The 26829-nt window shown below is 69.3% G+C and carries 25 protein-coding genes; 11 read left to right on the forward strand and 14 right to left on the reverse strand.

What is annotated here, in order from left to right:
- Positions 1-16 precede the first annotated feature (16 nt).
- From uvrC to uvrA, 3 genes are read right to left on the reverse strand one after another with little or no spacing between them, the layout of a single operon-like run.
- A complete protein-coding gene (uvrC, locus tag ACZ5J1_RS07735; RefSeq protein WP_464564049.1) occupies positions 17-1960 on the reverse strand; it encodes an excinuclease ABC subunit UvrC in 1944 nt (647 codons plus the stop codon).
- Positions 1957-2424, reverse strand: a complete 468-nt coding sequence (locus ACZ5J1_RS07740; RefSeq protein ID WP_464564050.1) for a Rieske (2Fe-2S) protein — start codon at positions 2422-2424, stop codon at positions 1957-1959. The genes uvrC and ACZ5J1_RS07740 overlap by 4 nt, the downstream gene beginning before the upstream one ends.
- A 27-nt stretch (positions 2425-2451) precedes the next feature.
- The gene (gene uvrA, locus ACZ5J1_RS07745) at positions 2452-5292 is read right to left on the reverse strand and encodes an excinuclease ABC subunit UvrA (protein ID WP_464564051.1); all 2841 of its coding nucleotides are present in this window, start codon (positions 5290-5292) and stop codon (positions 2452-2454) included.
- A gap of 100 nt (positions 5293-5392) precedes the next feature.
- On the opposite strand from uvrA, the gene ACZ5J1_RS07750 reads away from it, so the two are divergent.
- Entirely contained in the window at positions 5393-6106 is a 714-nt protein-coding gene (locus tag ACZ5J1_RS07750; protein WP_464564053.1) for a maleylpyruvate isomerase N-terminal domain-containing protein, read from the forward strand.
- Positions 6103-6774, forward strand: a complete 672-nt coding sequence (locus ACZ5J1_RS07755; RefSeq protein ID WP_464564054.1) for an MBL fold metallo-hydrolase — start codon at positions 6103-6105, stop codon at positions 6772-6774. Before ACZ5J1_RS07750 ends, ACZ5J1_RS07755 begins: the two co-directional genes overlap by 4 nt.
- Positions 6775-6783: 9 nt before the next feature.
- On the opposite strand, the gene ACZ5J1_RS07760 is transcribed toward ACZ5J1_RS07755, so the two are convergent.
- Entirely contained in the window at positions 6784-7146 is a 363-nt protein-coding gene (locus ACZ5J1_RS07760) for a hypothetical protein (RefSeq protein WP_464564056.1), read from the reverse strand.
- A gap of 18 nt (positions 7147-7164) precedes the next feature.
- On the opposite strand from ACZ5J1_RS07760, the gene ACZ5J1_RS07765 reads away from it, so the two are divergent.
- Positions 7165-8088 (forward strand): carbohydrate kinase family protein, encoded by a 924-nt coding sequence (locus ACZ5J1_RS07765; protein WP_464564058.1) that lies wholly within the window; start codon positions 7165-7167, stop codon positions 8086-8088.
- Here the strand turns inward: ACZ5J1_RS07765 and ACZ5J1_RS07770 are convergent.
- Both ACZ5J1_RS07770 and ACZ5J1_RS07775 read right to left on the reverse strand, forming a co-directional pair.
- Entirely contained in the window at positions 8055-9269 is a 1215-nt protein-coding gene (locus tag ACZ5J1_RS07770; RefSeq protein WP_464564059.1) for a fatty acid desaturase family protein, read from the reverse strand. The genes ACZ5J1_RS07765 and ACZ5J1_RS07770 overlap by 34 nt on opposite strands.
- A 96-nt stretch (positions 9270-9365) precedes the next feature.
- Complete coding sequence (locus tag ACZ5J1_RS07775) at positions 9366-10310, reverse strand: glycoside hydrolase family 6 protein (protein WP_464564061.1); 945 nt, start codon at positions 10308-10310, stop codon at positions 9366-9368.
- Positions 10311-10343: 33 nt separating this feature from the next.
- On the opposite strand from ACZ5J1_RS07775, the gene map reads away from it, so the two are divergent.
- Positions 10344-11108: a type I methionyl aminopeptidase gene (gene map / locus ACZ5J1_RS07780; RefSeq protein WP_464564063.1), complete on the forward strand. Its 765-nt coding sequence runs from the start codon at positions 10344-10346 to the stop codon at positions 11106-11108.
- Between the two features lie 10 nt (positions 11109-11118).
- Positions 11119-12480 carry a pyridoxal phosphate-dependent decarboxylase family protein gene (locus ACZ5J1_RS07785; protein WP_464564065.1) on the forward strand — a complete coding sequence of 454 codons (1362 nt, stop codon included), beginning with the start codon at positions 11119-11121 and terminating at the stop codon, positions 12478-12480.
- On the opposite strand, the gene ACZ5J1_RS07790 is transcribed toward ACZ5J1_RS07785, so the two are convergent.
- On the reverse strand, positions 12477-13568 hold the full coding sequence (locus ACZ5J1_RS07790; protein WP_464564067.1) for a potassium channel family protein: 1092 nt from the start codon (positions 13566-13568) through the stop codon (positions 12477-12479). The genes ACZ5J1_RS07785 and ACZ5J1_RS07790 overlap by 4 nt on opposite strands.
- Before the next feature lie 17 nt (positions 13569-13585).
- Here ACZ5J1_RS07790 and ACZ5J1_RS07795 point away from each other — a divergent pair, with 17 nt between their 5' ends.
- The 3 genes from ACZ5J1_RS07795 to ACZ5J1_RS07805 are packed head-to-tail and all read left to right on the forward strand — an operon-like array spanning position 13586 to position 18376.
- Entirely contained in the window at positions 13586-15268 is a 1683-nt protein-coding gene (locus ACZ5J1_RS07795; protein WP_464564069.1) for an acyl-CoA dehydrogenase family protein, read from the forward strand.
- A 1-nt stretch (position 15269) separates the two neighbouring features.
- A complete protein-coding gene (locus ACZ5J1_RS07800; RefSeq protein WP_464564071.1) occupies positions 15270-17876 on the forward strand; it encodes an aminotransferase class III-fold pyridoxal phosphate-dependent enzyme in 2607 nt (868 codons plus the stop codon).
- Positions 17877-17896: 20 nt separating this feature from the next.
- Positions 17897-18376 (forward strand): CAP domain-containing protein, encoded by a 480-nt coding sequence (locus ACZ5J1_RS07805; protein ID WP_464564072.1) that lies wholly within the window; start codon positions 17897-17899, stop codon positions 18374-18376.
- A gap of 4 nt (positions 18377-18380) precedes the next feature.
- Here the strand turns inward: ACZ5J1_RS07805 and ACZ5J1_RS07810 are convergent, their stop codons facing one another.
- Both ACZ5J1_RS07810 and ACZ5J1_RS07815 read right to left on the reverse strand, forming a co-directional pair.
- A complete protein-coding gene (locus ACZ5J1_RS07810) occupies positions 18381-18872 on the reverse strand; it encodes a hypothetical protein (RefSeq protein WP_464564074.1) in 492 nt (163 codons plus the stop codon).
- Between the two features lie 139 nt (positions 18873-19011).
- The gene (locus ACZ5J1_RS07815) at positions 19012-20454 is read right to left on the reverse strand and encodes a glycine hydroxymethyltransferase (RefSeq protein WP_464564076.1); all 1443 of its coding nucleotides are present in this window, start codon (positions 20452-20454) and stop codon (positions 19012-19014) included.
- Between the two features lie 126 nt (positions 20455-20580).
- On the opposite strand from ACZ5J1_RS07815, the gene ACZ5J1_RS07820 reads away from it, so the two are divergent.
- The 3 genes from ACZ5J1_RS07820 to ACZ5J1_RS07830 are packed head-to-tail and all read left to right on the forward strand — an operon-like array spanning position 20581 to position 23758.
- The gene (locus ACZ5J1_RS07820) at positions 20581-22275 is read left to right on the forward strand and encodes a nitrite/sulfite reductase (RefSeq protein WP_464564078.1); all 1695 of its coding nucleotides are present in this window, start codon (positions 20581-20583) and stop codon (positions 22273-22275) included.
- Positions 22272-23018 (forward strand): phosphoadenylyl-sulfate reductase, encoded by a 747-nt coding sequence (locus ACZ5J1_RS07825; protein WP_464564079.1) that lies wholly within the window; start codon positions 22272-22274, stop codon positions 23016-23018. Before ACZ5J1_RS07820 ends, ACZ5J1_RS07825 begins: the two co-directional genes overlap by 4 nt.
- On the forward strand, positions 23015-23758 hold the full coding sequence (locus ACZ5J1_RS07830; RefSeq protein ID WP_464564081.1) for a sirohydrochlorin chelatase: 744 nt from the start codon (positions 23015-23017) through the stop codon (positions 23756-23758). The genes ACZ5J1_RS07825 and ACZ5J1_RS07830 overlap by 4 nt, the downstream gene beginning before the upstream one ends.
- Here the strand turns inward: ACZ5J1_RS07830 and ACZ5J1_RS07835 are convergent.
- From ACZ5J1_RS07835 to ACZ5J1_RS07855, 5 genes are read right to left on the reverse strand one after another with little or no spacing between them, the layout of a single operon-like run.
- A complete protein-coding gene (locus ACZ5J1_RS07835; RefSeq protein ID WP_464564083.1) occupies positions 23722-24168 on the reverse strand; it encodes a DUF3037 domain-containing protein in 447 nt (148 codons plus the stop codon). The genes ACZ5J1_RS07830 and ACZ5J1_RS07835 overlap by 37 nt on opposite strands.
- Positions 24153-24914: a HipA family kinase gene (locus tag ACZ5J1_RS07840; protein ID WP_464564085.1), complete on the reverse strand. Its 762-nt coding sequence runs from the start codon at positions 24912-24914 to the stop codon at positions 24153-24155. Before ACZ5J1_RS07840 ends, ACZ5J1_RS07835 begins: the two co-directional genes overlap by 16 nt.
- Entirely contained in the window at positions 24911-25759 is an 849-nt protein-coding gene (locus ACZ5J1_RS07845; protein WP_464564087.1) for a PPK2 family polyphosphate kinase, read from the reverse strand. The genes ACZ5J1_RS07840 and ACZ5J1_RS07845 overlap by 4 nt, the downstream gene beginning before the upstream one ends.
- Positions 25759-26253, reverse strand: coding sequence for a phosphoribosyltransferase (locus ACZ5J1_RS07850; protein ID WP_464564088.1), 495 nt, complete (start codon positions 26251-26253; stop codon positions 25759-25761). Before ACZ5J1_RS07850 ends, ACZ5J1_RS07845 begins: the two co-directional genes overlap by 1 nt.
- The gene (locus ACZ5J1_RS07855) at positions 26250-26828 is read right to left on the reverse strand and encodes a regulatory protein RecX (protein WP_464564090.1); all 579 of its coding nucleotides are present in this window, start codon (positions 26826-26828) and stop codon (positions 26250-26252) included. The genes ACZ5J1_RS07850 and ACZ5J1_RS07855 overlap by 4 nt, the downstream gene beginning before the upstream one ends.
- Position 26829: the final 1 nt, after the last annotated feature.

Consider the following 26829-nt stretch of genomic DNA (forward strand, 5'->3'; position numbering starts at 1 on the left):
AGCTCGCCTGACTCGTTCACGTCGCCTCCTGTACTTCGCCGGTGGCCGTGTTGACCGCCAGCCCAGGTCCATTCTGGTCGACGGCGTCCTTGATCGCAGCCGCAACGACCGGACCGATGCCAGGAACCTGCCCGATCTCCTCGACGCTGGCCGCCCGCAGCTTCCGCAACGAACCGAAGTACTTGAGCAAGGTCTTGCGACGGACCTCGCCGAGCCCGGGGACGTCGTCGAGCATGGACTCGACCATCGACTTCGAGCGCCGGCCCCGGTGGTGCGAGATCGCGAACCGGTGCGCCTCGTCCCGGATCCGCTGCAGGAGGTAGAGGCCTTCGGAGCTGCGCGGCAGGATCACCGGGTCCTCGTCGTCCGGCACCCAGACCTCCTCGAGGCGCTTGGCCAAGCCGCAGACCGGGATGTCGTGGATGCCCAGCTCGGCCATCGCGCGGACCGCTGCCGCGACCTGCGGTGCGCCACCGTCGACGACCACGAGTCCGGGCGCGTAGGCGAAGCGCGCCGGGCGTCCGGTCTCGGGGTCGATCTCGCCGCTGGCGGCCTGCTCGTCGAGGAGGCGGCGGAATCGTCGACTGATCACCTCGTGCATCGCTCGGACGTCGTCGGACCCGTCCTGGCCCTTGATGATGAACCGGCGGTACTCCGACTTGCGGGCCAGCCCGTCTTCGAAGACGACCATCGAGGCGACGATCTCGGTGCCCTGCAGGTGCGAGATGTCGTAGCACTCGATCCGCAACGGTGCTTCGGGCAGCGTCAGTGCCTGCTCGATCTCCTCGAGCGCGCGCGACCGCGTGGTCAAGTCGCTGGCCCGACGCGTCTTGTGCAGCGCGAGGGTCTGGACGGCGTTGCGGGCGACGGTCTCGGCGAGGATCCGCTTGTCGCCCCGCTGCGGCACGCGGATCTTCACCCGCGAACCGCGCAGGTCGCTGAGCAGCTCCTCGAGTGCCTCCTGGTCCGGCGGGAGCGCGGGAACGAGGATCTCCTTGGGGATCGCCTCGCGATCGTCGGCCTCGGTGCCGCCGTAGAGCTGGAGCAGGAAGTCCTCGACGAGCTTGTCGGTCTCACCGTCGTCGGTCCGGTCGGCGACCCAGCCGCGTTGACCGCGGATCCTCCCCGCACGCACGTGGAAGATCTGGACGGCGACCTCGAGCGGGTCCTCGGCCAACGCGATGATGTCGGCGTCGGCACCGTCCCCGAGCACCACCGCCTGCTTCTGCAGAGCGCGATCGATCGCGGCCAGGTCGTCACGCAGGCGGGCAGCCCGTTCGAACTCGAGCTCCTCGCTCGCGGCGAACATCTCGCGTTCCAGCCGACGTTGGATCCCGGTGGTGCGGCCGGCGAGGAACTCGCAGAAGTCCTCGACGATGGCGCGATGGTCCTCGGCGTTGATCTGGCCGACGCAGGGCGCACTGCACTTGTCGATGTAGCCGAGCAGACAGGCGCGCCCCGACTGCTGGCTCCGCTTGAACACACCGTTGCTGCACGACCGCATGGGGAACACGCGCAGCAGTGCGTCCACGGTCTCCCGGATCGCCCAGGCATGGCTGTAGGGCCCGTAGTACTTGGTGCCCTTCCGCTTCGCGCCGCGTCCGACCATCACGCGGGGGAACTCGTCGCCGACGGTCACGGCCAGCCAGGGGTAGGACTTGTCGTCGCGGAACATGACGTTGAACCGCGGGTCGAACTCCTTGATCCAGGTCCACTCCAGCTGGAGCGCCTCGACCTCGGTGTTGACCACGGTCCACTCGACGCTCGCGGCCGTGGTGACCATGGTCGCCGTGCGGGGGTGGAGGTTCGCGAGGTCCTGGAAGTAGTTGGACAGCCGCGAACGGAGGTTCTTCGCCTTGCCGACGTAGATCACTCGTCCGGCAGGGTCACGGAACCGGTAGACCCCGGGCTGGGTCGGGATCTCCCCTGCCCGGGGTCGATAGGTCTGGGGGTCGGTCAAGAGAGGAAGATCTCGCCGTCCGCCACCGTGATGTCGACGCTCGGCAGCGGGACTCGGGCGGGCGGGTTGTCCACCGACCCGTCCTTGATCGAGAACCGGCTGCCGTGCAGCGAGCAGACGATGTCGCCGTCGCTGATGCTGGTCAGCGCCCCACCCTGATGGGTGCAGGTGGCCTGGAAGCCCTTGAACTCGCCCTCAGTGGGTTGCGTCACGACGACGTTCTTGTCGCCGAAGATCTTTCCGCCGCCCACGGGGATGTCCGACGTGGAGCTGAGTGCCGGCGTGGTCGGGCGACCGCTCGCGCTGGAGCTGGCCGAGCCGGAGGGCTCGGTCGTGGTCGGCGTGCTCGACGGGGTGCCGCTCGCGGTGTCGTCACTGCCGCAAGCAGCGAGCAGCGGAACGGCCGCGCAGGCTGCAGCGCAACCGACCAGGGCCTGACGGCGGGAGATCACTGACTCGCTCATGCGTCCATCTTGTCTGTCACGACCAACTCATTCCAGCAACGGGGCCAGGAAACGCCCGGTGTGGCTCTCCGGCGTGGCCGCGATCTGCTCCGGCGTGCCCTCGGCCACGACCGTGCCGCCACGGTTCCCGCCGTCGGGACCCATGTCGATGATCCAGTCGGCGGTCTTGATCACGTCGAGGTTGTGCTCGATCACGACCACGCTGTTGCCCTTGTCCACCAGGGAGCCGAGCACCCCGAGCAGCTTGCGGATGTCCTCGAAGTGCAGGCCCGTGGTGGGCTCGTCGAGCACGTAGATCGTCCGGCCCGTGGAGCGCTTCTGGAGCTCGCTGGCGAGCTTGACGCGCTGGGCCTCGCCGCCCGACAGCGTGGTCGCGGGCTGGCCGAGGCGGACGTAGCCGAGGCCGACCTCGACCAATGTGGTCAGGTGTCGGTTGATCGCGGGCACGGCGGCGAAGAAGTCGACCGCCTCCTCGATCGGCATGTCCAGGACCTCGCCGATGTTCTTGCCCTTGTAGTGCACCTCGAGCGTCTCGCGGTTGTAGCGCATCCCGTGGCACACCTCGCAGGGCACGTACACGTCCGGGAGGAAGTTCATCTCGATCTTGATCGTGCCGTCGCCGGCACAGGCTTCGCAGCGGCCGCCCTTGACGTTGAACGAGAACCGGCCCTGCTGGTAGCCGCGGACCTTGGCCTCCGGGGTGGAGGCGAAGAGCTTCCGGACGTGGTCGAAGACGCCGGTGTACGTCGCCGGGTTCGACCGCGGAGTGCGCCCGATCGGGCTCTGGTCGACGTGGATCACCTTGTCGACGTGCTCGAGCCCGGTGATCGTCTTGTGCCGACCCGGGATGGTCCGAGCGCCGTAGATCTGCTTGGCCAGCGAGGTGTAGAGGATGTCGTTGACCAGCGTGGACTTTCCGGACCCGGAGACACCGGTCACCGCCAGGAAGACGCCGAGGGGGAAGCTGACGTCGATGTTGCGGAGGTTGTTCTCCTTGGCCCCCAGGACCTTGAGCTCCTTGCCCTTCGTGATCGGGCGACGGACCGCGGGAACCGGGATGGTGCGAGCGCCCGAGAGGTACTGCCCGGTCATCGACTTCTTGTTCTTGTACAGCTCCTTGACGGTGCCCGAGTGCACGACGTGGCCGCCGTGCTCGCCGGCGCCGGGGCCGATGTCGACCACCCAGTCGGCGACGCGGATCGTGTCCTCGTCGTGCTCGACGACGATGAGCGTGTTGCCGAGGTTCTTGAGCCGGACCAGGGTCTCGATCAGACGCGCGTTGTCGCGCTGGTGCAACCCGATGCTGGGCTCGTCGAGGACGTAGAGGACGCCGACCAGGCCGGCACCGATCTGGGTCGCCAGCCGGATGCGTTGGGCCTCGCCGCCCGACAGCGACCCGGACGGCCGGTCGAGCGAGAGGTAGTCCAGGCCGACGTCGAGCAGGAACTGGAGGCGCTCCTGGATCTCCTTGAGCACGCGCTCGGCGATCTGGGCCTCGCGCTGGCTCAGGGTGACCCCGCCGAGCCACTTGATCGCCTCGTTGATCGGCATCGCGCAGATCTGGGCGATGTTGAGCCCGCCCTCGGCGCGCTCGCCCAACGTCACCGACATCGAGACCGGCTTGAGTCGGCTGCCTTCGCACGACGGGCACGGCACCTCGCGCATGAAGCCCTCGAACCGCTCCCGGCTGGTGTCGGACTCGGCCTCCCGGTGACGTCGCTCGACGTACCGACGGACGCCCTCGAACTCGGCGTCGTAGGCCCGCTGGCGCCCGTACCGGTTCGTGGTCACGACGTGGACCTTGCGCGGGTGCCCGTCGAGGACGGTCTTCTGCACCGCCTTGGACAGGTCCTGCCACGGCGTGTTCAGGTCGAAGTCGAGCTCGTCGCCGAGCGCGCCGAGGAGGCGCAGGAAGTAGTCGGAGATGTGGGCGTGGCTCCAGGGCTGGATCGCGCCCTCGCCGAGAGTCGCCTCGGGGTTCGGCGCGACGAGCTCGGGGTCGACCTCCATCCGGGTGCCCAGGCCGTGACAGTCGGGGCATGCGCCGAACGGGCTGTTGAAGGAGAACGAGCGGGGTTCGAGCTCGTCGGTGTCGATGACGTGCTCGTTCGGGCAGGCCATCTTCTCCGAGAAGCGCATCTCCTCGCCGGTGTCGACGAAGTCGATCACCACCAGACCGCCGGTGAGGACGAGTGCGGTCTCGACGGAGTCGGTCAGCCGCCGCTTGCTGGACGCCTTGACCTGGAGTCGGTCGATCACGACCTCGACGGTGTGCTTCTGCTGCTTGTTCAGCTTCGGCGGGTTGTCGAGGGTGTGGGTCTCACCGTCGATCCGTGCCCGGGAGTAGCCCTGGGCCTGGAGCTGGCTGAAGAGCTCGACGAACTCGCCCTTGCGGCCGCGGATCACCGGCGCCAGCACCTGGAAACGGCGGCCCTCCTCGAGGGTGAGGAGCCGGTCGACGATCTGCTGCGGGGTCTGTCGCTCGATCGGCGAGCCGCAGACGGGGCAGTGCGCACGCCCGACGCGGGCGAAGAGCAGACGCAGGTAGTCGTAGACCTCGGTGATGGTGCCGACGGTCGAGCGGGGGTTCTTGGAGGTCGACTTCTGGTCGATCGACACCGCGGGCGAGAGGCCCTCGATGAAGTCGACGTCGGGCTTGTCCATCTGGCCGAGGAACTGCCGGGCGTAGGCCGAGAGCGACTCGACGTAGCGGCGCTGGCCCTCCGCGAAGATGGTGTCGAACGCCAGACTCGACTTGCCGGAGCCGGACAACCCGGTGAAGACGATGAGCGAGTCACGTGGGAGGTCGAGCGAGACGTCCTTGAGGTTGTGCTCCCGGGCGCCTCGGATCACGATCTGGTCAGCCACAGTCGGTTACTGCCTCTTCCATCATCCGTTCCGACCCGCGATGCCGAGTCGAACAAGTGTTCGCCATCGTACCAGTCCGAAACGATGGCACGATGGGCCCATGGGCCACCCCACGGAGTTCGCGGAGCTCGTCCGTTCCGCATCTCAACGCGTGCTCGCCACCGCTGATTCCCTCGATGGTGAGGCCTGGACGCGTCCCAGTCTGCTTCCGGGGTGGTCGGCGGGCCACGTGGTCTCGCACCTCACCCTCAACGCGGAGGGTCTGGCCCGCGCGGTCGACGGGGTCGTCTCCGGCGACGCGGTCCCGATGTACCGCTCCGAGGAGGATCGTGACGCCGACATCGCCACCCTCGCCCGCTCCGGGACGGCGGTGCTGCACGTGCGGCTCCGCTCCGCGGTCAACCACCTGGCTCGCGCGTGGGAGCAGGTCACCCCCGAGGTGGCGGGCCGATCGTTCGAACGCATCCCCGGCGGCCGATCCATCCCGGTCGGGGCGGTCGCCTGGCTCCGACTGCGCGAGCTGGAGATCCATCACTGCGACCTCGGTCCCGACGTCGCGCGCTACTCCCCCGCGATGTGGCCGGTCGAGTTCACCACCCAGCTGCTCGAGCGGGACGCGGCCCAGCGCACCGGAACGGGATTCGTGGCACGGGCGACCGACCTCGACCGCACCTGGACGTTCGGGACCCCCGGCCCCACCGTGACCGGGGATTCCTACACTCTGGCCTGGTGGTTGACCGGCCGCCCGCCGTACCCGGGGACCGAAGGTCCCGTCAGCACCGACGGCGACCTGCCGAGGATCGAGGGAGCATGACCTACACCGGAGCTGTTCGACCCGGCGGACTGGCCGACGACCGGGAGCTGACCCACGTCAGCATCCACAAGGTCGCGGTCGATCCTGCGATGTCGAACAACTGCTACCTGGTGCGGTGTCGCCACACCGGCGCCCAGGTGCTGATCGACGCCGCCGCCGACCCCGACCGTCTGCTCCCCTGGATCGGCGACTCGGGCCTCGACACGGTGGTGACGACGCACCAGCACTGGGACCACCACCGGGCGTTGGACGCGGTCGTGAAGGCGACCGGTGCGACGACGATGGCCGGAGCGCCGGACGCGGCTGCGATCACCGAGCAGACCGCGGTGCCGATCGTGCGGGAGCTGCACCACGGTGACCGGATCACCGTCGGTGAGTCCGAGCTCGAGGTGATCGCCCTGCGAGGCCACACCCCCGGATCGGTCGCGTTGCTCTACGACGACCCGGCCGGCCACGCCCACCTGTTCACCGGGGACTCCCTGTTCCCGGGTGGGGTCGGGAACACCTTCGGCGACAAGGAAGCGTTCGTGCAGCTGCTCGACGACGTCGAGAAGTGGATCTTCGGTCGGCTCGCCGACGAGACCTGGTTCTATCCCGGCCACGGCGACGACTCGACCCTCGGTACCGAACGGCCGCACCTGGCGGTCTGGCGCGAGCGCGGTTGGTGAGTGCGACGGCTACTGGCCGTAGCTGTAGCGGAGCTTCTCCCAGAGCAGCTTGCTGATCCGGTAGTTGAGGTGGGCCGTCAGACGGTCGTCGGGCAGCTCGTCCGGGGTCATCAACGTGTACGCCAGTGCGGTCTCCGAGCCGGACGCCGTCGAGGCGAGCTCCAGGACGACGACGTCGTCCGGGCGCTTCGCCCAGATCGACGACCAGACCACGCGGTGGGGAGCGACGGCCTCGATGATCCGAGGCGGGTTCTCGTCGCCCAGAAGCTCGAGCCACACCCGACTCCCCGTCGTGGCGGGTGAGTGCAGGTCGGCCCAGACCACGTGGATCGGAGGGGGCAGCTTCCTGGTCCGGGTGCCGTAGGGAGTCACGGCCTTAACCTAGGGCGCGTGACGGACGGACGAGCACTGGTGATCGGCGAGGCCCTGATCGACGTGGTGGCACGCGCCGACGGCTCGACCACGCGCACCCCGGGCGGCAGCCCGATGAACGTCGCCGTCGGGCTGGCCCGGCTCGACCGGCCGACCACCTTGCTCACGCGGTATGCCGACGACGCCGGCGGTGCCCTCATCGACGCGCACCTCGGGGCCGAGGCGATGACGATCGATCACGGATCGCCGGCGCGCACCTCGGTGGCTGCAGCAACGCTGGCGGCCGACGGCAGTGCCCGGTACCGGTTCGACATCGACTGGGACCTCGAGACGCCACGCGAGATCGGGCACCCCGCCGTGGTGCACACCGGTTCCATCGCCGCGGTCCTCGAGCCGGGCGCCGACACGGTCGAGGAGATCGTCGAGTCGCTCGTCGGGCAGGCCACGCTGACCTACGACCTCAACCTTCGACCGAGCGTGATGGGCGACCCGGACGCCTGGCGCCCCCGAGTACGACGCCTCGCTGCCGTGGCCGACGTGCTCAAGGCGTCCGATGAGGACCTGGAGGCGTTCGATCCGGACCTGCCCTACGTCGAGACAGCGACGGCGTTGCTGTCGGCCGGTCGCGCCATAGCCTTCGCCGTCACCCGAGGAGCTGAGGGCGCGGTCGTGATCACGCCAGCGGGCATGGTCGAGGTCGCCGGGGTGTCGACCACGGTGGCCGACACCATCGGTGCCGGGGACTCGTTCATGTCCGCGTTGATCGACGCGCTCTGGAGCCGAGGCGTCCTCGGCGATCGAGCCGCTTTGGAGCGCCTGACGCTGGCCGACTGGCAGGACATCGCGACCTGGGCGGTGACCGCAGCCGCCATCACCGTCAGCCGCCCCGGTGCGGACCCGCCCAACCGTCAGGCAGTGGCGGCAGCGTCCAGCTTGGCCTGAAGCCGACGACGAACAGCCCGCGAGCCACGCGTCATCCCGTAGAGCAGCTTGAGCTGGGACGGCAGGTTCTTCGGCGTCGTCGTCGCGAGCCAGTTGTTCGGCAGCGAGAGCCGGACGATCTTGTGCCAGGCGCTGCCGACCTGCTGAGGGAGCGGAGCCGAGTGGTAGTCCAGGGCGAACTCCTCGAAGATCGCCTGGACCTTCGGGGCGACCTCGGCGTACCGGTTCGACGGCAGGTCCGGCCACAGGTGGTGCTCGATCTGGAAGGACAGGTTGCCCGTCATCATGTGCAGCAGCGGGCCGCCGGAGATGTTGGCCGAGCCGAGCATCTGGCGGACGTACCAGTCCCCGCGCGTCTCCTCCTCGGGGAGCTCGGAGATCTCGAAGGCGGCGACGCCCTCGGGGAAGTGGCCACACATGATCACGCTGTGCGTCCAGACGTTGCGCACCACGTTGGCGGTGACGTTGGCCAGGAACGTCGGCACGAAGGAGGGGCCGGAGAGCAGCGGGTGCAGGACGTAGTCGCGCAGTGCCTGGGTCCGCATCTTCGCCAGGGTCTTGCGCACGTTCTCGTTGAACTCCTCCGAGCGCTGCTCCTTGGGGATCTTGAGGTTGCGCCCGAGCTCGAGGTCGTAGGCGGCGATGCCGTACTCGAAGACCAGCATGTTGATGAAGTTGAACAACGGCTGAGCCAGGTACATCGGGTACCAGCGCTGGTCGTCGTCGACCCGCATGATCCCGTAGCCGAGGTCGTTGTCCTTGCCGATGATGTTCGTGTACGTGTGGTGGACCTCGTTGTGGGAGTGCTTCCAGCTCTCCGCGGTCGAGGCGTTGTCCCACTCCCAGGTCGACGAGTGGATCTTCGGGTCGCGCATCCAGTCCCACTGGCCGTGCAGCACGTTGTGCCCGATCTCCATGCTCGCCAGGATCTTGGCGACACTGAGCCCGGCGGTGCCCACGATCCACGCGGGCGGGAACAGGCTGCCGAGCAGGATGGCCCGGCTGCCGAGCTCGAGGTAGCGCTGGGTCTTGATCACCTTGCGGATGTAGGCGGCATCGGAGGCGCCTCGTGACTCGAGGACCTCTTGACGGACTGCGTCCAGACGGCGCCCGATCTCCTCGATGTCCTCACGCGTGAGGTGGGAGATGGGGCTCGTGGCGGGGTGGTCAGTGATCGTCACCTGACCAGCATCGCTAATCCGCCAGCATAAGTTCTTGTGATGCTCGCGTGATCCCGACGACGTTCTTTGTCTCCCGCGAACAAAGAACGCGGCCGATCAGACCTTGCTGCGACCCAACAGCCGGTTTGCCAGCAGGTCACTCCACGAGCCGGCCGTCGGACCGCCGTTGCACAACCCGTCGGACTCCCCCGGGTGCTTGACCCAGAGATAGCCGTCGACCAGCCCCTTCTTGCGGACCATGTGCGGCTTGGCGCCGATCCGCGCCCACGTCGGGTTGCACCACTCCGCCGAGACCGGCTTCGCGCCGTTGCGGGAGGTGTCGATCACCAGGTGCCGGCCCTTGACCTTCCGCTGGGCCAGGGCGGCGACCACCGCCGCGCCGTAACGCTTCTCGGCCGCGGTCGAGCGATGGTTGGAGACGTTCAGGCTGATGCCGCGCGTCCAACGCACCCCGGCGGCGACGAGCCGCGGGGCCATCACGTCCGCCGCGAGCCACCCGCTGTGACCGGCGTCGAGATAGGTCCAGGCCTTGGTCTTCGCGAGCCGTTGCGCGGTCCAGCGCAGCAGCTGGATCCGTGCCGTGCCACCGCAGGTCTCCGAGCTGGCCAGGGCGTCGGGTTCCAGGACCAGAAGCGCCCGGGACGAGCCCAGCCCCTTCGCGATCGCGTTGATCCAGGCCCGGTACTGCGCCGTGGTAGCCCAGCCGCCCGCCGAGAAGGAGCCGCAGTCGCGCAGCGGGATGCCGTAGACCACGAGCTGCGGGATGCGGTGCGCCTTCGCTGCCGAACCCACGTAGGCCGACACCGTGCGACCGACCGCGGCGATCGGGTCGTGCTCGGTCAACCACCGTGCCTGCGGGACGGAGGCGAGGCCACCGAACGGAGCGCCGCGGTGCATGGCGGTCGAGTACGGGTCGACGTACAGCTTGCCGGTCTTGCGGGGGTCGACCTTCGCGGCCGACGCCGGCAGGCACAGGGCTGCGACCAGGAGGGCCGCGAGGACCGCGACGGAGGCGGTGGCGAACGCAGGCCGTGATCTCACCGCCCAAGGCTAGACGGTTTAGGCTTCATGATCGTGATCGAACTCCGCACCCCCGCCCAGATCGAGCAGATGAAGCCCGCCGGAGTCTTCGTCGGCGAGGTGCTCACCGCGCTGCAGGCCGCTGCGGCTCCCGGGGTCAACCTGTTGGAGCTCGACGCGTTGGCACACCAGATGATCAAGGACCGCGGCGCGGAGTCCTGCTACATCGACTACCACCCGAGCTTCGGCGCGATGCCGTTCGGCAAGGTGCTCTGCACCAGCGTCAACGACGCGGTCCTGCACGGACTCCCGTTCGACTACACCCTCGTCGACGGTGACCTGCTCAGCGTCGACTTCGCTGTCAGCGTCGACGGGTGGGTCTCGGACTCCGCCCTCAGCGTGGTCGTCGGTGACGGTGACCCGAAGGACCAGAAGCTGATCGACATCACCACCCAGGCCCTCGATGCCGGCATCGAGGCGGCTCAGGCCGGCAACCGGATCGGCGACATCTCGCACGCCATCGAGGTCGTCGCCAAGCGCAACGGGCTCAAGGTCAACACCCAGTTCGGCGGCCACGGGGTGGGCCGGACGATGCACGGCGACCCGCACGTGCCGAACGCCGGCAAGCCCGGTCGTGGCTTCAAGCTCGAACCGGGTCTGGTGATCGCGATCGAGCCGTGGTTCCTGCACACCACGGACGAGATCTACATCGACCCCGACGGCTGGACCATCCGGTCGGCCGACGGCTCGCGCGGTGCCCACATGGAGCACACCGTCGCGATCACCGAGGACGGCCCACTCATCCTCACCGCACGCTGAGGCGACGACGATGCACGAGTACGACGCCGCCGCTGCCGAGATGGCCCGAGGCCTCGCGGACCTCTGTCTCGACCGGCTCGCGATGGAGGCGCCGCTCGATCACAGCTTGAGCCCGACCGAGCTTGCCGACCAGGTCGGCGCGACCGTCACCCAGCGGGGGCTCGGAACCAGCGCCGCGAGCCGCCTGTGGGAAGAGGTGCTCGCCCCGGCCTGCCTGTCGGTCGACCACCCGCGCTACCTGGCGTTCATCCCTGGCGCACCCTCCAAGGCCGCGGCGGCCTTCGACATGCTCGTCGGCGCGTCCAGCATCTTCGGCGGATCCTGGCTCGAGGCCAGCGGCGCCGTGTACGCCGAGAACCAGGTGTTGCGATGGCTCGCCGACCTTGCCGGGCTGCCCGAGTCGGCGGGCGGTGTCTTCGTCCAGGGTGGCACCAACGGCAACCTCTCCGCGCTGGTCGCCGCGCGTTCGGCGGCCCTGCACCGACGCGACGGTGTGCGTCCGGCCCGGTGGGCCGTGGTCGTCACCTATGAGACGCACTCCTCGGTGAAGCATGCGCTCGAGTCGGTGATGGACGTCGACGTCGTGCAGATCCCCGGCGACGATCGTGGTCGACTGACCGGTGCGGCGATCCGGACCTGGCTCGACGGCGCCAGCGACGCCGAGCGGGACAGCGTCTTCGCCGTCGTCGCCACGGCCGGCACCACCAACCTCGGTGTGGTCGACGATCTCGACGGGATCGGCGAGATCGCCGCCGAGCAGGGCTGGTGGTTCCACGTCGACGGTGCGTACGGCGGCGCCGGGCTCGCGGCGCCGAGCGTGCGACACCTGTACCAGGGCATCGAGCGCGCCGACTCGTTCATCGTGGACCCGCACAAGTGGATGTTCGCGCCGTACGACTCGTGCGCACTGCTGTACCGCGACCCGGTCCTGGCCCGCGCCGCCCACACCCAGAAGGCCAGCTATCTCGACGTCCTCACCGAGGACACCGAGTGGAACCCCAGCGACTTCGCGATCCACCTGACCCGGCGCCCGCGGGGTCTGCCACTCTGGTACGGACTCGCGGTGCACGGCACCGACGCGTACAGCACCGCGATCGAGACCACCCTCGACGTCGCCCGCGCAGGTCGGACCCTGATCGACGAGGCCGACCACGTCCGGCTCCTGGTCGAGCCCGACCTCTCCGTGCTCGTCTTCGAGCGCCTCGGCTGGGAGGCCGCCGACTACGCCGCCTGGACCGAGCGGATCACCCGGGAGCAGATCGGCTTCGTCACGCCGACCAGTCATGCCGGCAAGGTCTGCACGCGGTTCGCGATCGTCAACCCGCGCACCAGCGTCGAGGACCTGGCGCTGCTGCTGGAGACGATGCGCTAGTCGTCCTCGGAGGTGTCCTCGTTGTGCGTCCCCGGCCGGGGCGCCCAGGGCAGCTCCTGGACCGGCCGCACGACGATCAGCCGGTCGCCGCGGGCGAGCTGGGTCACCACCGGGTCGAAGTACCGGAAGACCCGCTCGTCACGGACGACGGAGATGACCTGGTCGGTGAGCTGCTGCGGCTGCTTGCCGACCTCGGTGACGAGCAGCTCACGCTCGGCGATCTCGAGTCCGCCGCCGTAGGTGAGCAGGTCCTCCATCACGTTGCCCAGGGTGGGCGAGAGCGAGGACAGTCCGAGCAGGCGGCCGACGGCGTCGGCCGACGTGATCACGGAGTTCGCGCCGGACTGCTTCATCAGCGCGACGTTCTCCTCCTCCCGCACCGCGGCCACGATCCAGGCGTCCGGGTTGAGCTGGCGCACCGTCAACGCGGTCAGGACGTTGGTGTCGTCACGGTTGGTGGTGATGATCACCTGCTCAGCGTCGGCCACGCCGGCACGGCGCAGCACCTCGCGACGAGTGGCATCACCCGAGACCACCGACAGTCCGTCGGCGTGGGCGTCCTGAAGGGCCGCCGCGGTCGGGTCGACGATCACGATCTGCTCCCGGAGCCGACCGTTGTTGACCAGGGTGTCGACCGCGCTGCGGCCCTTGGTGCCGTAGCCGACGATGACGGTGTGGTTGTGCATGTTCTTCCTCCAGCGCGCGATCCGGAACTGCTCGCGACCTCGGTTCGCCAGGACCTCGAGGGTGGTGCCGATCAGCAGCACCAGGAAGGCGATGCGGGCCGGCGTGATGACGATGGCGTTGATCAGTCGGGCCACGTCGGTCTCCGGCGTGATGTCGCCGTAGCCGGTCGTGCTGAGTGTGACGGTCGTGTAGTAGAACGCATCGATGAGGGAGATGCCGTCGCCGTTGCTGTCCTTGTAGCTGTCCCGCTCGATGTAGACCAGCAGGACGATCCCGAACAGGATGCCGAGCGCCATCAGGAGTCGTCGGGTGAGTTCCCACCAGGGAGACCGGGTGTGCTCGGGGAGGGAGATCACGCCCGTTCGGGAGCGCCAGTCCTCCCCGCTGCCTTCGTCCTGCACGGGACTACCGTAGTGGCATGAGTGGAGCGACCCCCGCGACCCCGGCCGGTTCGACACGGACGGTGCTGAATCAGCCGCCGCCGTTGGAGGGACACAACGTCGTCACCACCGATCAGGTCCTGACCGAGGCGGTGCTGCGTCACGCCGACGAGACGACCCTCGAGTCGCTGCTGACGCTGGGCCTCCAGGCGGGCTCGGCCGAGGCCCGCGAGCACGCGCTGCTGGCGAACCAGAACACCCCCAAGCTCAAGCCGGTGGACCGCTACGGCAACCGGGTCGACGAGGTCGAGTTCCATCCCTCGTGGCACTGGCTGATGGAGCACGGCATCGGTCACGGCCTGGCCGCGACCCCGTGGGAGAGCGACGACCCGCACGCCCATCTGCGCCGCGCAGCCGGGTACGTCGCCTGGTACCAGACCGAACCCGGGCACGGCTGTCCCATCACCATGACGTACGCCGCCGTGCCGGCGTTGCGCGCCGACGACGCCCTCGCCAAGGAGTGGGCGCCGTTGCTGGCCTCGACCCGGTACGACTTCGGCCTGCGTCCCCGGGAGGACAAGACCGGCGCCCTGGCCGGCATGGGTATGACCGAACGCCAGGGCGGCTCCGACGTCCGCACGAACACCACCGTCGCGACGGCACGCGGCGAGGACGGCAGCTACACCCTGCGTGGGCACAAGTGGTTCACGTCGGCACCGATGAACGACATGTTCCTCGTGCTGGCCCAGACCGAGGGCTCCCGCACCGAGGCTGGTGGCGCGCCGACCTGCTTCGTCCTGCCGCGGGTGCTCCCCGACGGCAGCCGGAACCCGCTGGACCTGGTCCGGCTCAAGGACAAGCTCGGCAACCGGTCCAACGCCTCCTCCGAGATCGAGTTCCGCGACACCGTCGCCTGGCGCCTCGGTGACGAGGGGCGCGGCATCCGGACCATCCTCGAGATGGTCGCCGCGACCCGGCTGGACTGCGTGATCGGCTCGGCGTCGTTGATGCGCAAGGCGGTCGCTGAAGCCTCGTGGCACGTCGCCCACCGCTCGGCGTTCGGCAGTCGACTCGCCGACAAGCCGCTGATGCAGAACGTGATCGCCGATCTCGCGGTCGAGTCCGAGGCAGCCACCGTGCTCGGCATGCGGCTCGCCGACGCGGTCGACAAGCGGCACGAACCGCACGAGGCGGCGCTGCGCCGGATCGCGTTGCCGCTGGCCAAGTTCTGGGTCTGCAAGCGGACCATCCCGGTGACCGGTGAGGCGTTGGAGTGCCTGGGCGGGAACGGCTACATCGAGGAGTCCGGGATGCCGCTGATCTACCGGGAGGCGCCGGTGAACTCGGTCTGGGAGGGCTCGGGCAACGTGAACGCCCTCGACGTCCTGCGCGCCCTCGGCCGCGAGCCCGAGGTGCTCGACGCCTACCTGACCGAGGTCGGGCGGGCGCGCGGCGCCGACGCCCGGCTCGACGCTGCGATCACCGAGCTCCTCCAGATGATCGGCTCCCTCTCCCCCGACACCATGGAGGGGCAGGCCCGGCGGCTGGCCGGCCGGATGGCCGCCGTGCTCCAGGCCTCGTTGCTGGTCCGGTTCTCCCCGCCCGAGGTCGCCGACATCTTCTGCGCCTCCCGTCTCGGTCAGGGGTACGACGGCACGTTCGGGATGCTCGACGGCGGCGACCTGGCCGCGGTCGTGGCCCGGACGACCCCGGCCTTCTGAGATGGCGGAGCTCGGCGGCCTGCCTCGACCCACCGTCACCCCGGTCGACGCCTCGGCGCTCGCTGCGGAGCACTGGGGCATCGACGATCCCCACCCGGTCGAGCTCGGATCGAACCAGGACCGGAACTTCCGGCTGGCCACGCCCGCGGGGCGGGTGGTGCTGAAGATCGCCAACGCCGGCTGGACCCGCGCCGAGCTCGAGGCGCAGCGCAGCGGCCTTCGAGCGGCGGCGGCTGCCGGGCTGGCGGTCCCGGAACCGGTCGGCGACCTGATCGCCGCCCAGGTCGGGTCGCAGGCGTTGCACGCGCACGTCCTGACCTACCTCGAGGGCACCCCGCTGCTGGACCGAGAGACGTTCGGGCTCGCCGAGTGCCGGGTGCTCGGCGCCGTGGCCGGGAAGGTGGTGGCCGCACTGGCGGACTTCGCCGACCCGGGCACCGACCGCCGGTCGCAGTGGGACCTCCGCCTGGCCACCGAGGTGATCGCCCGACTCGACCCGTCGCTCCTGGCGCGAGTCGATGACGCCGTACGTCGTCTGGAGGCGGTGGCCGACCAGCTGTCCCTCCAGGTCATCCACGGTGACCTGACCGACGACAACGTCCTCCTCGGCGACGACGGTGAACCTGGGGTGATCGACTTCGGTGACCTCGCCATCAGCTGGCGGTGCGCCGAGCTGGCCGTGGCCGCGGCATCGGTGCTGGGCAAGACGAACGACGACGTCCACGCCGTCCTGAGCCTGGTCGAGGCGTTCGCCGAGCACACCTCGTTGAGCGACGTCGAGCTCGGGGCGGTCTGGCCGCTGGTCGTTCTGCGCGGCGCGGTGCTGGTCGCCAGTGCGGCCGACCAGACGGCGCTCGACGGCGACAACGCCTATGCCGAGGACCGCGCCGACGCCGAGGTGGCGGGCTTCGAGGCGGCGCTCGGTCTCGACGCCGAGGAGATGAGCTGGCTGATCCGCGGTGTGGGCCAGCGCCTCGACGGGCCGCGGCTCGTCGGACCCGTTCCCGGCATCCGCTTCCGGACGGTCGACCTCTCGGTCACCAGCGAGGTGTGGGACCGCGGGGCCTGGCTCGGCCCGGCGCCGGCGATCCCGCCCGTGCTCGCCACCCGGTACGGCGAGTACCGGCTCGACCACGCTGCGCCCTTGACCGCTCCGAACTCCCACCCGACCTTCAGCCTCGGCGGCGAGATCGACGGCCAGTGGATCCAGGCCTGCACCCTGCCCGGAACCCCGCCGCGGTTCGTGCGTCCCCTCGCCGAGGACATCTGGCGTCGGATCTGTCCCGACCCCTCCCCGTTCCTCTCCAGTGACATCGCCGCACCGGAACCCGCGGCAGGCGCCTTGCTGGCGCGACGCGACGCCCACTTCGCGCCCGTCCAGGAGCACTACTTCGCCACGCCGCCGCAGATCGAACGCGGCTGGCGCGAGTTCCTGATCGACACCCGCGCGAACGTCTACGTCGACGTCGTCAACAACGTCGCCACGACCGGGCACGCCCACCCCGCCATCACCCGGGCGGCGACCCGGCAGTGGCACCTGCTCAACACCAACAGCCGCTTCCACTACGCCGCGTCCGTCGAGCTCTCGGAACGTCTGGCCGCCCTCGCCCCGGAAGGACTGGACCAGGTGTTCCTGGTCAACAGCGGGAGCGAAGCCGTGGACCTGGCGCTGCGACTCGCCCAGACGGCCACCGGCCGCGCACGGATCCTGGCTGCGCGGGAGGCCTATCACGGGTGGACGATCGGCTCGGACGCCGTGACCAGCTCGCTCGGCGACAATCCGCGCGCACTCGAGACCCGACCGGACTGGGTCGAGCTGATCGACGCCCCCAACCAGATCCGCGGCACCCATCGCGGTCCCGGATCGGGGCCGGCCTACCTCGCCGACCTCGACGCCCAGCTGGCCGGACTCGACCGCGGACGGATCGCCGGGGTGATCCTGGAGCCGATCTTCGGCAACGGGGGCGGGGTGCTGTTGCCGGACGGCTACCTGGCGGGGGTCTTCGACCGGGTCCGCGCGCTCGGCGGTGTCTGCATCAGCGACGAGGTGCAGATGGGGTACGGCCGACTGGGCCACCACTTCTGGGGCTTCGAGCAGCAGGGCGCTGTCCCGGACGTGATCACCGTCGCCAAGGCGATGGGCAACGGCCAGCCGCTCGGCGCCGTGATCACCACCCGCGCGATCGCCGAGGCGTTCGCCGCCGAGGGGTCCTTCTTCTCCTCGGCCGGTGGCTCCCCCGTCTCCGCGACGATCGGGCTGGCCGTCCTCGACGTGATGGAGCAGGAGGGCCTCCAGGAGAACGCCCGCATCGTCGGCGACCACTTCAAGTCCGAGCTCGAAGCACTCGCCCAGGAGTACGACGCCATCGGAGCGGTGCACGGGATGGGGCTCTACCTCGGCCTGGAGCTGGTGACCGATCGCGCCACCTTCACCCCCGCGACCGAGCTCACCGCCACCGTCTGCGAGGCGATGCTCGCCGAAGGCGTGATCGTCCAACCGACCGGCGACTTCAAGAACGTGCTCAAACTGAAGCCACCGCTGGTGATCACACAAAAGTCAGTCGATTTTGTGATCGAGTGCCTTCGTCGGGTCTTCGAACGACACTGACCCTTGTTACCGTGCCGCGCATGCGTCGCACTCTTCTCGGCATGTGCGCACTCGCGACGGTGAGTGCGTTCCTCGTCCCCTCGACGGCCCACGCTGCCGAACGGCTCTCTCCGGCGACCGTTCGCGCCCAGATCACCCAACTGCTCAACGCCGAGCGCGCGAAGGCTGGGTGTCGGCCCCTGGGACGTGACCGCGCGCTCGAGGTGGCGGCCCAGCGCCACACCCGCAAGATGGCGAAGGCGCGGAAGATGTCGCACCAGCTCGCCGGCGAGGCGAGCCTGTCCAAGCGGGTCGAGCGCGCCGGCTACCGGCGCTGGCGGACGATCGGCGAGAACGTCGCCTACGGCTACCCGACCGCGAAGCGGGTGATGAACGCCTGGATGAACAGCAGCGGACACCGCAAGAACATCCTGAACTGCCGCTACCGCGATGTCGGGATCGGCGTCGTTCAGCAGAAGAACGGCACCACCTGGTACACCCAGGACTTCGGCCGCAACTGACCTGTCAGGTGCGACCCGCCCCTGACGCACTGTCGGTGAGGTGTACGTCAGCACTGTGGCTGATCGCGATCCGGAGCTGGTTGGCACCGTAACCCCGACCGGCGTTCAGGGTCTCAACGATGAACATCGCGCTCCCGTCCTGCACGACCGTGAACTCGTCCGTGTGCGTCATGTCGTCGATCACCTCCTCGTACCGGGCCGAGTACCCGGGAAGGCCGTCGACCGTGGTGTTGAGGCCCTCGACGAGATGAACGCCGTGGGCGTCGTCGTTGCCACGTGCGTAGTCGTCGGCGATCTCGGCCATCGTCGTTCCCGCGGGGAGGTTGTGCTCGACGATCAACCAGAAGCCGTCGCTCCAGCTGCTGTAGACGTCGGTCGTGTTGCCGTTCTTGTAGCTGTAGGTCTCCTTCATCGGCTTCGACGGCACCCACACGTCGAAGTCGTCGGTCTGGAAGCGCTGCAGCACGGCGTACTCGTCAGGGAAGAGATCGGCCACGTCCGGCGGGACCGATGGGCTGGCAGACGCACTGGGAGACGACGACGGTGCGTCTTCCCCCAGCTCGAAACGAACCCCGCAGCCGGCCAGCAGCGGCAACGCCACCAGGCCGACGACGGCCGACCTCAACACCTCCGCGTCAGCTGAGGTCGAGACCCGGGTACAGCGGGAACTTGCACATCAGCTCGGCCGCGGCAGCCTTGGTGTTCGCCGCGACGCCGTTGGCGATCGTGTACGACGCCTTGGACGGCGCACCGGCGGACGTGGTGCCCGCGGAGGTGCTCTTCAGGACGGTGGTGATCAGCTCGGCCACGTAGTCGAAGTCCTCGCCGCCGAGACCACGCGTGGTCAGGGCGGGGGTGCCCAGGCGGATGCCGGAGGTGTACCAGGCGCCGTTCGGGTCCGAGGGCACCGAGTTGCGGTTGGTCACGACGCCGGAGTCGAGCAGGGCCGACTCGGCCTGGCGGCCGGTGATGCCCAGGCCCGAGACGTCGAGCAGCACGATGTGGTTGTCCGTGCCGTCGGTGACGAGCTTGATCCCGCGCTTCTTGAACCCCTCGGCGAGCGACTGGGCGTTGTCGGCGACCTGCTGGGCGTAGGTCTGGAACGACTCGGTCTTCGCCTCGGCGAACGCGACGGCCTTGGCCGCCATCACGTGCGAGAGCGGGCCGCCGAGCACCATCGGGCACCCGCGGTCGACCGACGGGGCGTACTCCTCCGTCGCGAGGATGAAGCCACCACGCGGACCGCGCAGCGACTTGTGCGAGGTCGAGGTGACGACGTGGGCGTAGGGAACCGGGTTCTCCTCGCCGGTGAAGACCTTGCCCGCGACCAGACCGGCGAAGTGCGCCATGTCGACCATCAGGGTCGCGCCGACCTCGTCGGCGATCTCGCGCATCTTGGCGAAGTTCACCCGGCGCGGGTACGCCGAGTAGCCGGCGACCAGGATGAGGGGCTTGAACTCCTTCGCCTTCGCACGCAGCGCGTCGTAGTCGAGCAGCCCGGTCTCGGGGTCGGTGCCGTACTGGTTCTGGTGGAACATCTTGCCGCTGATGTTCGGGCGGAAGCCGTGCGTGAGGTGACCACCGGCGTCCAGGCTCATCCCGAGGAGACGCTGGTTGCCGAGCTCGGCGCGGAGCTTCTCCCAGTCGGCCTCGGTGAGGTCGTTCATGTTCTTCACGCCGGCGTTCTGGAGCCACGGGCCCTCGACGCGGTGGGCGAGGATCGCCCAGTAGGCGGTCAGGTTGGCGTCGATGCCCGAGTGCGGCTGGACGTAGGCGTACTCGGCGCCGAAGAGCTCCTTGGCGTGCTCGGCGGCGAGCGACTCGATCGTGTCGACGTTCTGGCAGCCGGCGTAGAACCGGTGACCCACCGTGCCCTCGGCGTACTTGTCGCTGAACCAGGTGCCCATGGTGAGCAGCACGGCCGGCGAGGCGTAGTTCTCGGAGGCGATCAGCTTGAGCGAGGCGCGCTGGTCGGCGAGCTCCTGCTTCGTGGCCTCGGCCACACGCGGTTCCACCGAGGCGATGACCTCGAGTGCCTGCTGGTACGCGGACGAGGTCAGGGCGTTCAAGTCGGCCATGGCCCACAGCCTAGTAATCAGCGGCGAGACATGCGCACCCAGGTCTCATCGTCCACATCGTGGACGCGTGACCAGGATGTGAGATCCGAAGTTGAATCAGGCAGTGCAAGCGGGTCAGACTTCCGTGTGCCCGACCTGCGTTTCAAGCCCGCTCCTGCCTCAAAGACCGAGATTCCGCGCCCCAAGCGCGGTGAGGGTCAGTGGGGCCTCGGGTACACCGAACCTCTCAACAAGAACGAGCAGTCCAAGAAGGACGACGACCCGCTCAACGTGCGGGACCGCATCCTCTACGTGTACTCCAAGCGCGGCTTCGACTCGATCGACCCCGCCGACCTGCGTGGCCGCTTCCGCTGGATGGGCCTCTACACCCAGCGCAAGCCCGGGATCGACGGCGGCAAGACCGCGACCCTCGAAGAGGAGGAGCTGGACGACCGCTTCTTCATGATGCGAGTCCGCACCGACGGCCAGCTGCTCTCCCACGACGCCGTCCGGGCCCTCGGCACCATCGGCCGTGACTTCGGTCGCGACACCGCCGACGTCACGGACCGCGAGAACATCCAGTACCACTGGATCGAGGTCGAGAACGTCCCGGAGATCTGGGAGCGACTCGAGGCTGCCGGTCTGTCCACCCTCGAGGCCTGCGGCGACTCCCCGCGCCCGTTCCTCGGCTCCCCCGTCGCCGGTGTCTCGGTCGACGAGATCATCGACGGCACCGAGGCGCTCGACGAGATCAAGCGTCGGTACCTGGGCGACCCGGCCTTCTCGAACTTCCCGCGGAAGTTCAAGACCGCGCTCACCGGTCACCCGGGCCACGACGTCTCGCCGGAGACCAACGATGTCTCATTCGTCGGGACGGTCCACCCCGAGCACGGTCCCGGCTTCGACGTCTGGGTCGGCGGTGGCCTGTCCACCAACCCGCACCTGACCACCAAGCTGGGCGTCTGGATCCCCCTCGACGCCGTCGCCGACGTGTGGGCCGGTGTGGCGGGCATCTTCCGCGACTACGGCTACCGCCGGCTGCGCTCCAAGGCCCGACTGAAGTTCCTGGTCGCCGACTGGGGTCGCGACAAGTTCCGCGAGGTCCTCGAGAACGAGTACCTCGGCTACCTGCTCGAGGACTGCGAGTCCCCCGCCTCCCCCATCGGGCACCGCGACCACATCGGGGTGCACGAGCAGAAGGACGGCAACCTCTACATCGGGGTCGCCCCGGTCGTCGGTCGGGTCTCGGGCACGATGCTGATCGCCCTGGCCGACCTGATCGAGAAGTACGGCGCCGCCGGCGCTCGCCTGACGCCGTACCAGAAGATCGTGGTCCTCGGGGTCGAGCCGGCCAAGGCGGAGGCGCTGATCGCCGAGCTCGACGAGATCGGCCTCTCAGCCCGCCCGTCGACCTGGCGTCGCAACACGATGGCCTGCACCGGCATCGAGTACTGCAAGCTCGCCATCGTCGACACCAAGGGGCGCAGCCACACGCTGATCACCGACCTGGAGCAGCGCTTCCCGGTGCTCGACTCCGACATCACGATCAACGTCAACGGTTGCCCCAACGCCTGCGCCCGCACCCAGGTCGCCGACATCGGCCTCAAGGGACAGCTCGTCACCGACGAGAACGGCGAGCAGGTCGAGGGCTTCCAGGTCCACCTCGGTGGCGCCACCGGCGCCCAGGCGAACTTCGGCCGGAAGCTGCGCGCCCACAAGGTCACCAGCGACGGCTTGGGCGACTACGTCGCGAAGCTGACGGAGAACTACCTCGCCGACCGGGCCGAGGACGAGACCTTCACCACCTGGGTCCTGCGTGCTGAGGAGGAACTCGTGCGATGAGCACCGTAGCCACGAACGCCGCGCGGGCATTCCGCGGCACCCACACCGAGGGGCGCAGCTCCGAGGAGCTGCGCGAGCTCGTCCACCACTGGGGCGCCGAGCTCGAGCTCGCTCCGGCCGAGCACATCATCGAGTGGGCAGCCGCCACCTTCGGGGACCGGTTCTGCCTCACCTCCTCGATGGGCGACGCCGTGCTGGCCCACGTCGCGGCGAAGGTCGTCCCCGGCATCGACGTGGTCTTCCTCGACACCGGGTACCACTTCGTCGAGACGATCGGGACCCGCGACGCCGTCGAGGCGACCCTGAACGTCAACCTGATCACCATCACGCCCGTGCAGTCGGTGGCCGACCAGGACGCGACCTACGGACCGGACCTCTACAAGACCGACCCCGACCTGTGCTGCAAGCTGCGCAAGGTGCAGCCGTTGGCCGAGTCGCTCGACGGGTACGACGCCTGGGCGACCGGACTGCGTCGCGCCGAGACCCACAACCGGGTGATCGCGCCCGTGATCGGGTGGGACGCCAAGCGGGGCAAGGTCAAGGTCTCCCCTCTGGCCCGGTGGACCGACGAGCAGGTGGAGAAGTACATCGTCGAGAACGGCGTGCTGGTCAACCCGTTGATCTACGACGGCTACCCCTCGATCGGGTGCGCCCCGTGCACCCGGCGGGTGGCCCCGGGCGACGACCCGCGCAGCGGACGCTGGGCCGGGACCAACAAGACCGAGTGCGGGATCCACTCATGAGTGCGCCCGCCCTGGTCGCTCTCGCGCACGGGTCCCGCGACCCGCGCCACGCCGCCACGATCACCGCGCTGGTCGACGAGGTCCGCCGCTCGCGGCCCGACCTGCGGATCGCCGAGGCGTTCCTCGAGCTGTCCTCGCCGACCTTCGACCAGGTCGTCGCCCAGCTGGTCGCCGAGGGGCACCACGAGATCGTCGTGGTCCCGCTGCTGCTCACCGAGGCCTACCACGCCTCGGTCGACGTCCCGACCGCCGTGGCTGCCGCCGCCAAGCGGCACCCCGGCGTCGCGATCCGTGCTGCCGGGATCCTCGGCCTGGAATCCACGCTGCTCACCGTCCTGGACGCCCGTCTGCGTGCGGCACTGCGGGACAACCGCGTCCGCGAGCTCGACGCTCTCGTCCTGGCCGCGGCCGGGTCGTCCGACGTGCTGGCCAACCAGGCCGTCGCCCGGCTGGCGCGGCAGTGGGGCGCCCAGCACAAGCTTCCGGTCGCTGCGGCCTACGCCTCCAGCGCCCCGCCGGCCACCGGTGAGGCGGTCCGGGCGTTCCGGGCACAGGGCAAGCGCCACATCGCGGTCGCCTCGCTCTTCATCGCTCCCGGCTGGTTGCCCGACCGGGCCGCCGAGCTCGCCCTCGAGGCCGGCGCGGTCGCCGTCTCGGATCCCCTCGGGGCCCACCCGGAGATCGCCCGCACGATCCTGGCGCGCTACGCCGTCGGGTCGCTCGAGCTCGTCCCGGTCTGACGCTCCAGGAGACGTCCGAGCTCGACCTCCGGGTCGAGCGTCAGTCCGCCGTGCACCGGTCCGGGCTGGAGGACGGTGCTGCGCGGCGCCTTGAGCAGCCCGAACCGCGCGCTCTGGTTGTCCACCAGCGCACGGTCCCCGTACGCCGTCACGCGGACGCCGGCACCGAACTCGGCATGCGCCGTCCCGGCGCAGATCAGCGCGATCGACGCCAGCGCGGCCCTGAACCGATCGAGGTCCAGTCCCGGAGCGAGGACCGACAACCGCGCCTCGTCGAGGTAGGACGCCGAGCGCAGGAACTCGGCCTCCGGGCAGTGCAGCACGATCCCGACGTTGACGAACTCCTCCCGTTCGGGGCGTGGAACGCAGCGCAGGACGACGTACTGGTAGGGCATCAGACCGGAAGCCACGGTCGGCCCCCGTCCACCCGGGCACGCAGGAACGCGACGTAGCGGGCCCGCACCGCGTCAGCCCCTGACGCCCAGGGGTAGTCCTCGATCCAGTCCGTGGGGACGTCGGCGACGATCGACTCCAGGACGCTGTCGCTCAACCGTGCCGCCAGCTCGGCGTCGACGTCGCGGGCCCCTGCGGTCGCGGTGCGCAGGATGTGCTCGGACGTGTCGTAGGGCTGCCGGGCGAATCGGTCCGGGTCCCCCGGGCCGCCGGGCCAGGAGTGGTGGAAGTACAACGACGCACCGTGGTCGATCACCTGGATCTGGTCGTTCCAGACCAGCAGGTTGGCGTTGCGCCAGGTGCGGTCGACGTTCGCGGAGTAGGCGTCGAGCCAGAGGATCCTCGCGGCCAGCTCACCGGGGATCGTGGTGCTCGCGTCGAAGCCGAACGAGCCGGGCAGGAAGTCGATCCCGAGGTTTTCCCCCGCGCTCGCGTTGAGCAGGTCCTGGACCTCCTCGTCGGCCTCGTAGCGGGCCAGCGCCGGGTCGAGGTCGAGCACGACCTGGTCGGGGGTCGGGATCTCGAGGGCACGGGCCAGACCGGCGACGATCACCTCGGCGACCAGCACCCGAAGACCTTGGCCGGCGCCGCGGAACTTGCACACCCAGGTGCCGAGGTCGTCGCCCTCGACGATGCCGGGCAGCGAGCCGCCCTCGCGGAGCGGGGTGACGTAGCGGGTGACGGTGACGTGGGGCAGGCTCATTCGACGGCACCGACGCTGGCTGCGGCCAGCCGGGCCTTCTCGCCCTCGACGTCGAAGTCAGCGCTCGGCCAGCCCAGATCGAGTCCTTCGAGGGCCTCGAGCAGGATCGAGGCGACAGCGAGGTTCCGGTACCACTTCTTGTCACTGGGGACGATGAACCACGGCCCGTGGTCGGTGTTGGTCCGCTCCAGCGCGATCTCGTACGCCTCTTGGTAGGACGCCCAGTGCAGCCGCTCGTCGACGTCACCCGGGTTGTACTTCCAGTACTTCGTCGGGTCGTCGAGACGGGCCTGGAGCCGCTCTTCCTGCTCCTGCGGGGAGATGTGCAGCATGCACTTGATGATCGTGGTGTCGGACTCGGTGAGCTCGCGCTCGAAGTCGACCACCGCGCCGTAGCGGCGATCGATCTCCTCGGCCGGGGCCATCTGGTGCACGCGCTGGATGAGGACGTCCTCGTAGTGCGAGCGGTCGAAGACGCCGAGGGTCCCGGCTCGCGGCACGGCGCGGTTGATCCGCCAGAGGAAGTCCTGGGCGCGCTCCTCCTCGGTCGGGGCGGCGAAGGCCGTCACGCGCAGACCGGTCGGGTTCATCCCGCGCAGCGCCTTGATCACCGTGCCGCCCTTGCCGGCGGTGTCCATCCCCTGCAGCACGAGGAGCACTCGCCGGTGTCCGCCGCTGCGGCCGTGGGCGAAGAGCTTGGTCTGCGCCTCCACCAGCCGGGCCTGGAGCTCGTCCAGACGTCGCTCTCCTGCTTCCTTGCCGCCCTTGAAGCCCGGTGTGGCGTTGGTCGAGTACGTCGACAGGTCGACGGGCCCGCTCGCGAGTCGCAGCTCTTCGCTGAACATCAGTGCGCCTTCCCTCCATGACGGTTGACCAACGGTGGCGTCGAGGACCACGGGAAGTCGATCCACTGATCGGTCTTCTTCCAGATGTAGTCCGGACGGATGACGGTCCACGGCTTCTCGTAGATGACCGCCGTCCGGACCTCGGCGACGTGGCCCTGCAGGAAGGCGTGGACGACCTCGAGGGTCTTGCCGGTGTCGGCGACGTCGTCGGTCACGAGGACCTTCATGCCGGTGAGGTCGACGGCCTGGGGCGTCGGAGGCAGCATGATCGGGACCTCGAGCGTCTCACCGACGCCGGTGTAGAACTCCACGTTGACCGCGGAGAGGTTCTTGACGTCGAGGGCGTAGCCCAGCCCCATCCCGAGGCCGAGCCCGCCACGGGCGATCGCGAGCACGATGTCGGGCTCGTACCCGGAGCTCACCACCTGCTCGGCGATCTCGCGGACGGCGGTGCCGAACAGCTCGTAGGTCAGGATCTCCCGCGCTTCACTCACGCATCGGATTCTGGCACGTCCGCCAGCTCGGTGCGGATGGCGCGGAGGGCGACGTCGGTGTTGTAGCCCTTGCGAGCCAGCATGCCGAGCAGCCGGCGGGTCTTGGTCGTGACGTCGAGGCGGCTCATCGTGCGCAGCTTGCGGCGCACCAGCTCCTGGGCCTGCACCACCTCGTCGTCGGGATCGATCTCGTCCAGGGCGGCCCGGGCGACCTCGTCGTCGATCCCCTTGCGGCGCAGCTCCTGGGCGATGGCTCGGCGTGCGAGCCCCTTGCCGGACTGGCGACCCTCGACCCACAGCCGGGCGAAGGCGGCGTCGTCGATCAGCCCGACCTCCTCGAACCGGTCGAGCAACCGGGTCGCGATGTCGGCCGGCACGTTCTTGGCCGCCAGCTTGTCGGCCAGCTCCTTGCGGCTGCGCGCACGACCGGTGAGCTGGTCGAGCAGGATGGTCCGAGCGACCGACTCCGGATCCGGCTCAGGGTCGAGCTTCGGGTCAGGCGGAGGTGTGGACCCCGCTCCTGAGACCCAAGCGTCGACCCCGAGCCGGACGTCACCGGCCCAATCGGAGCTCATT

This window comes from Nocardioides sp. JCM 18999 (assembly GCF_055391175.1).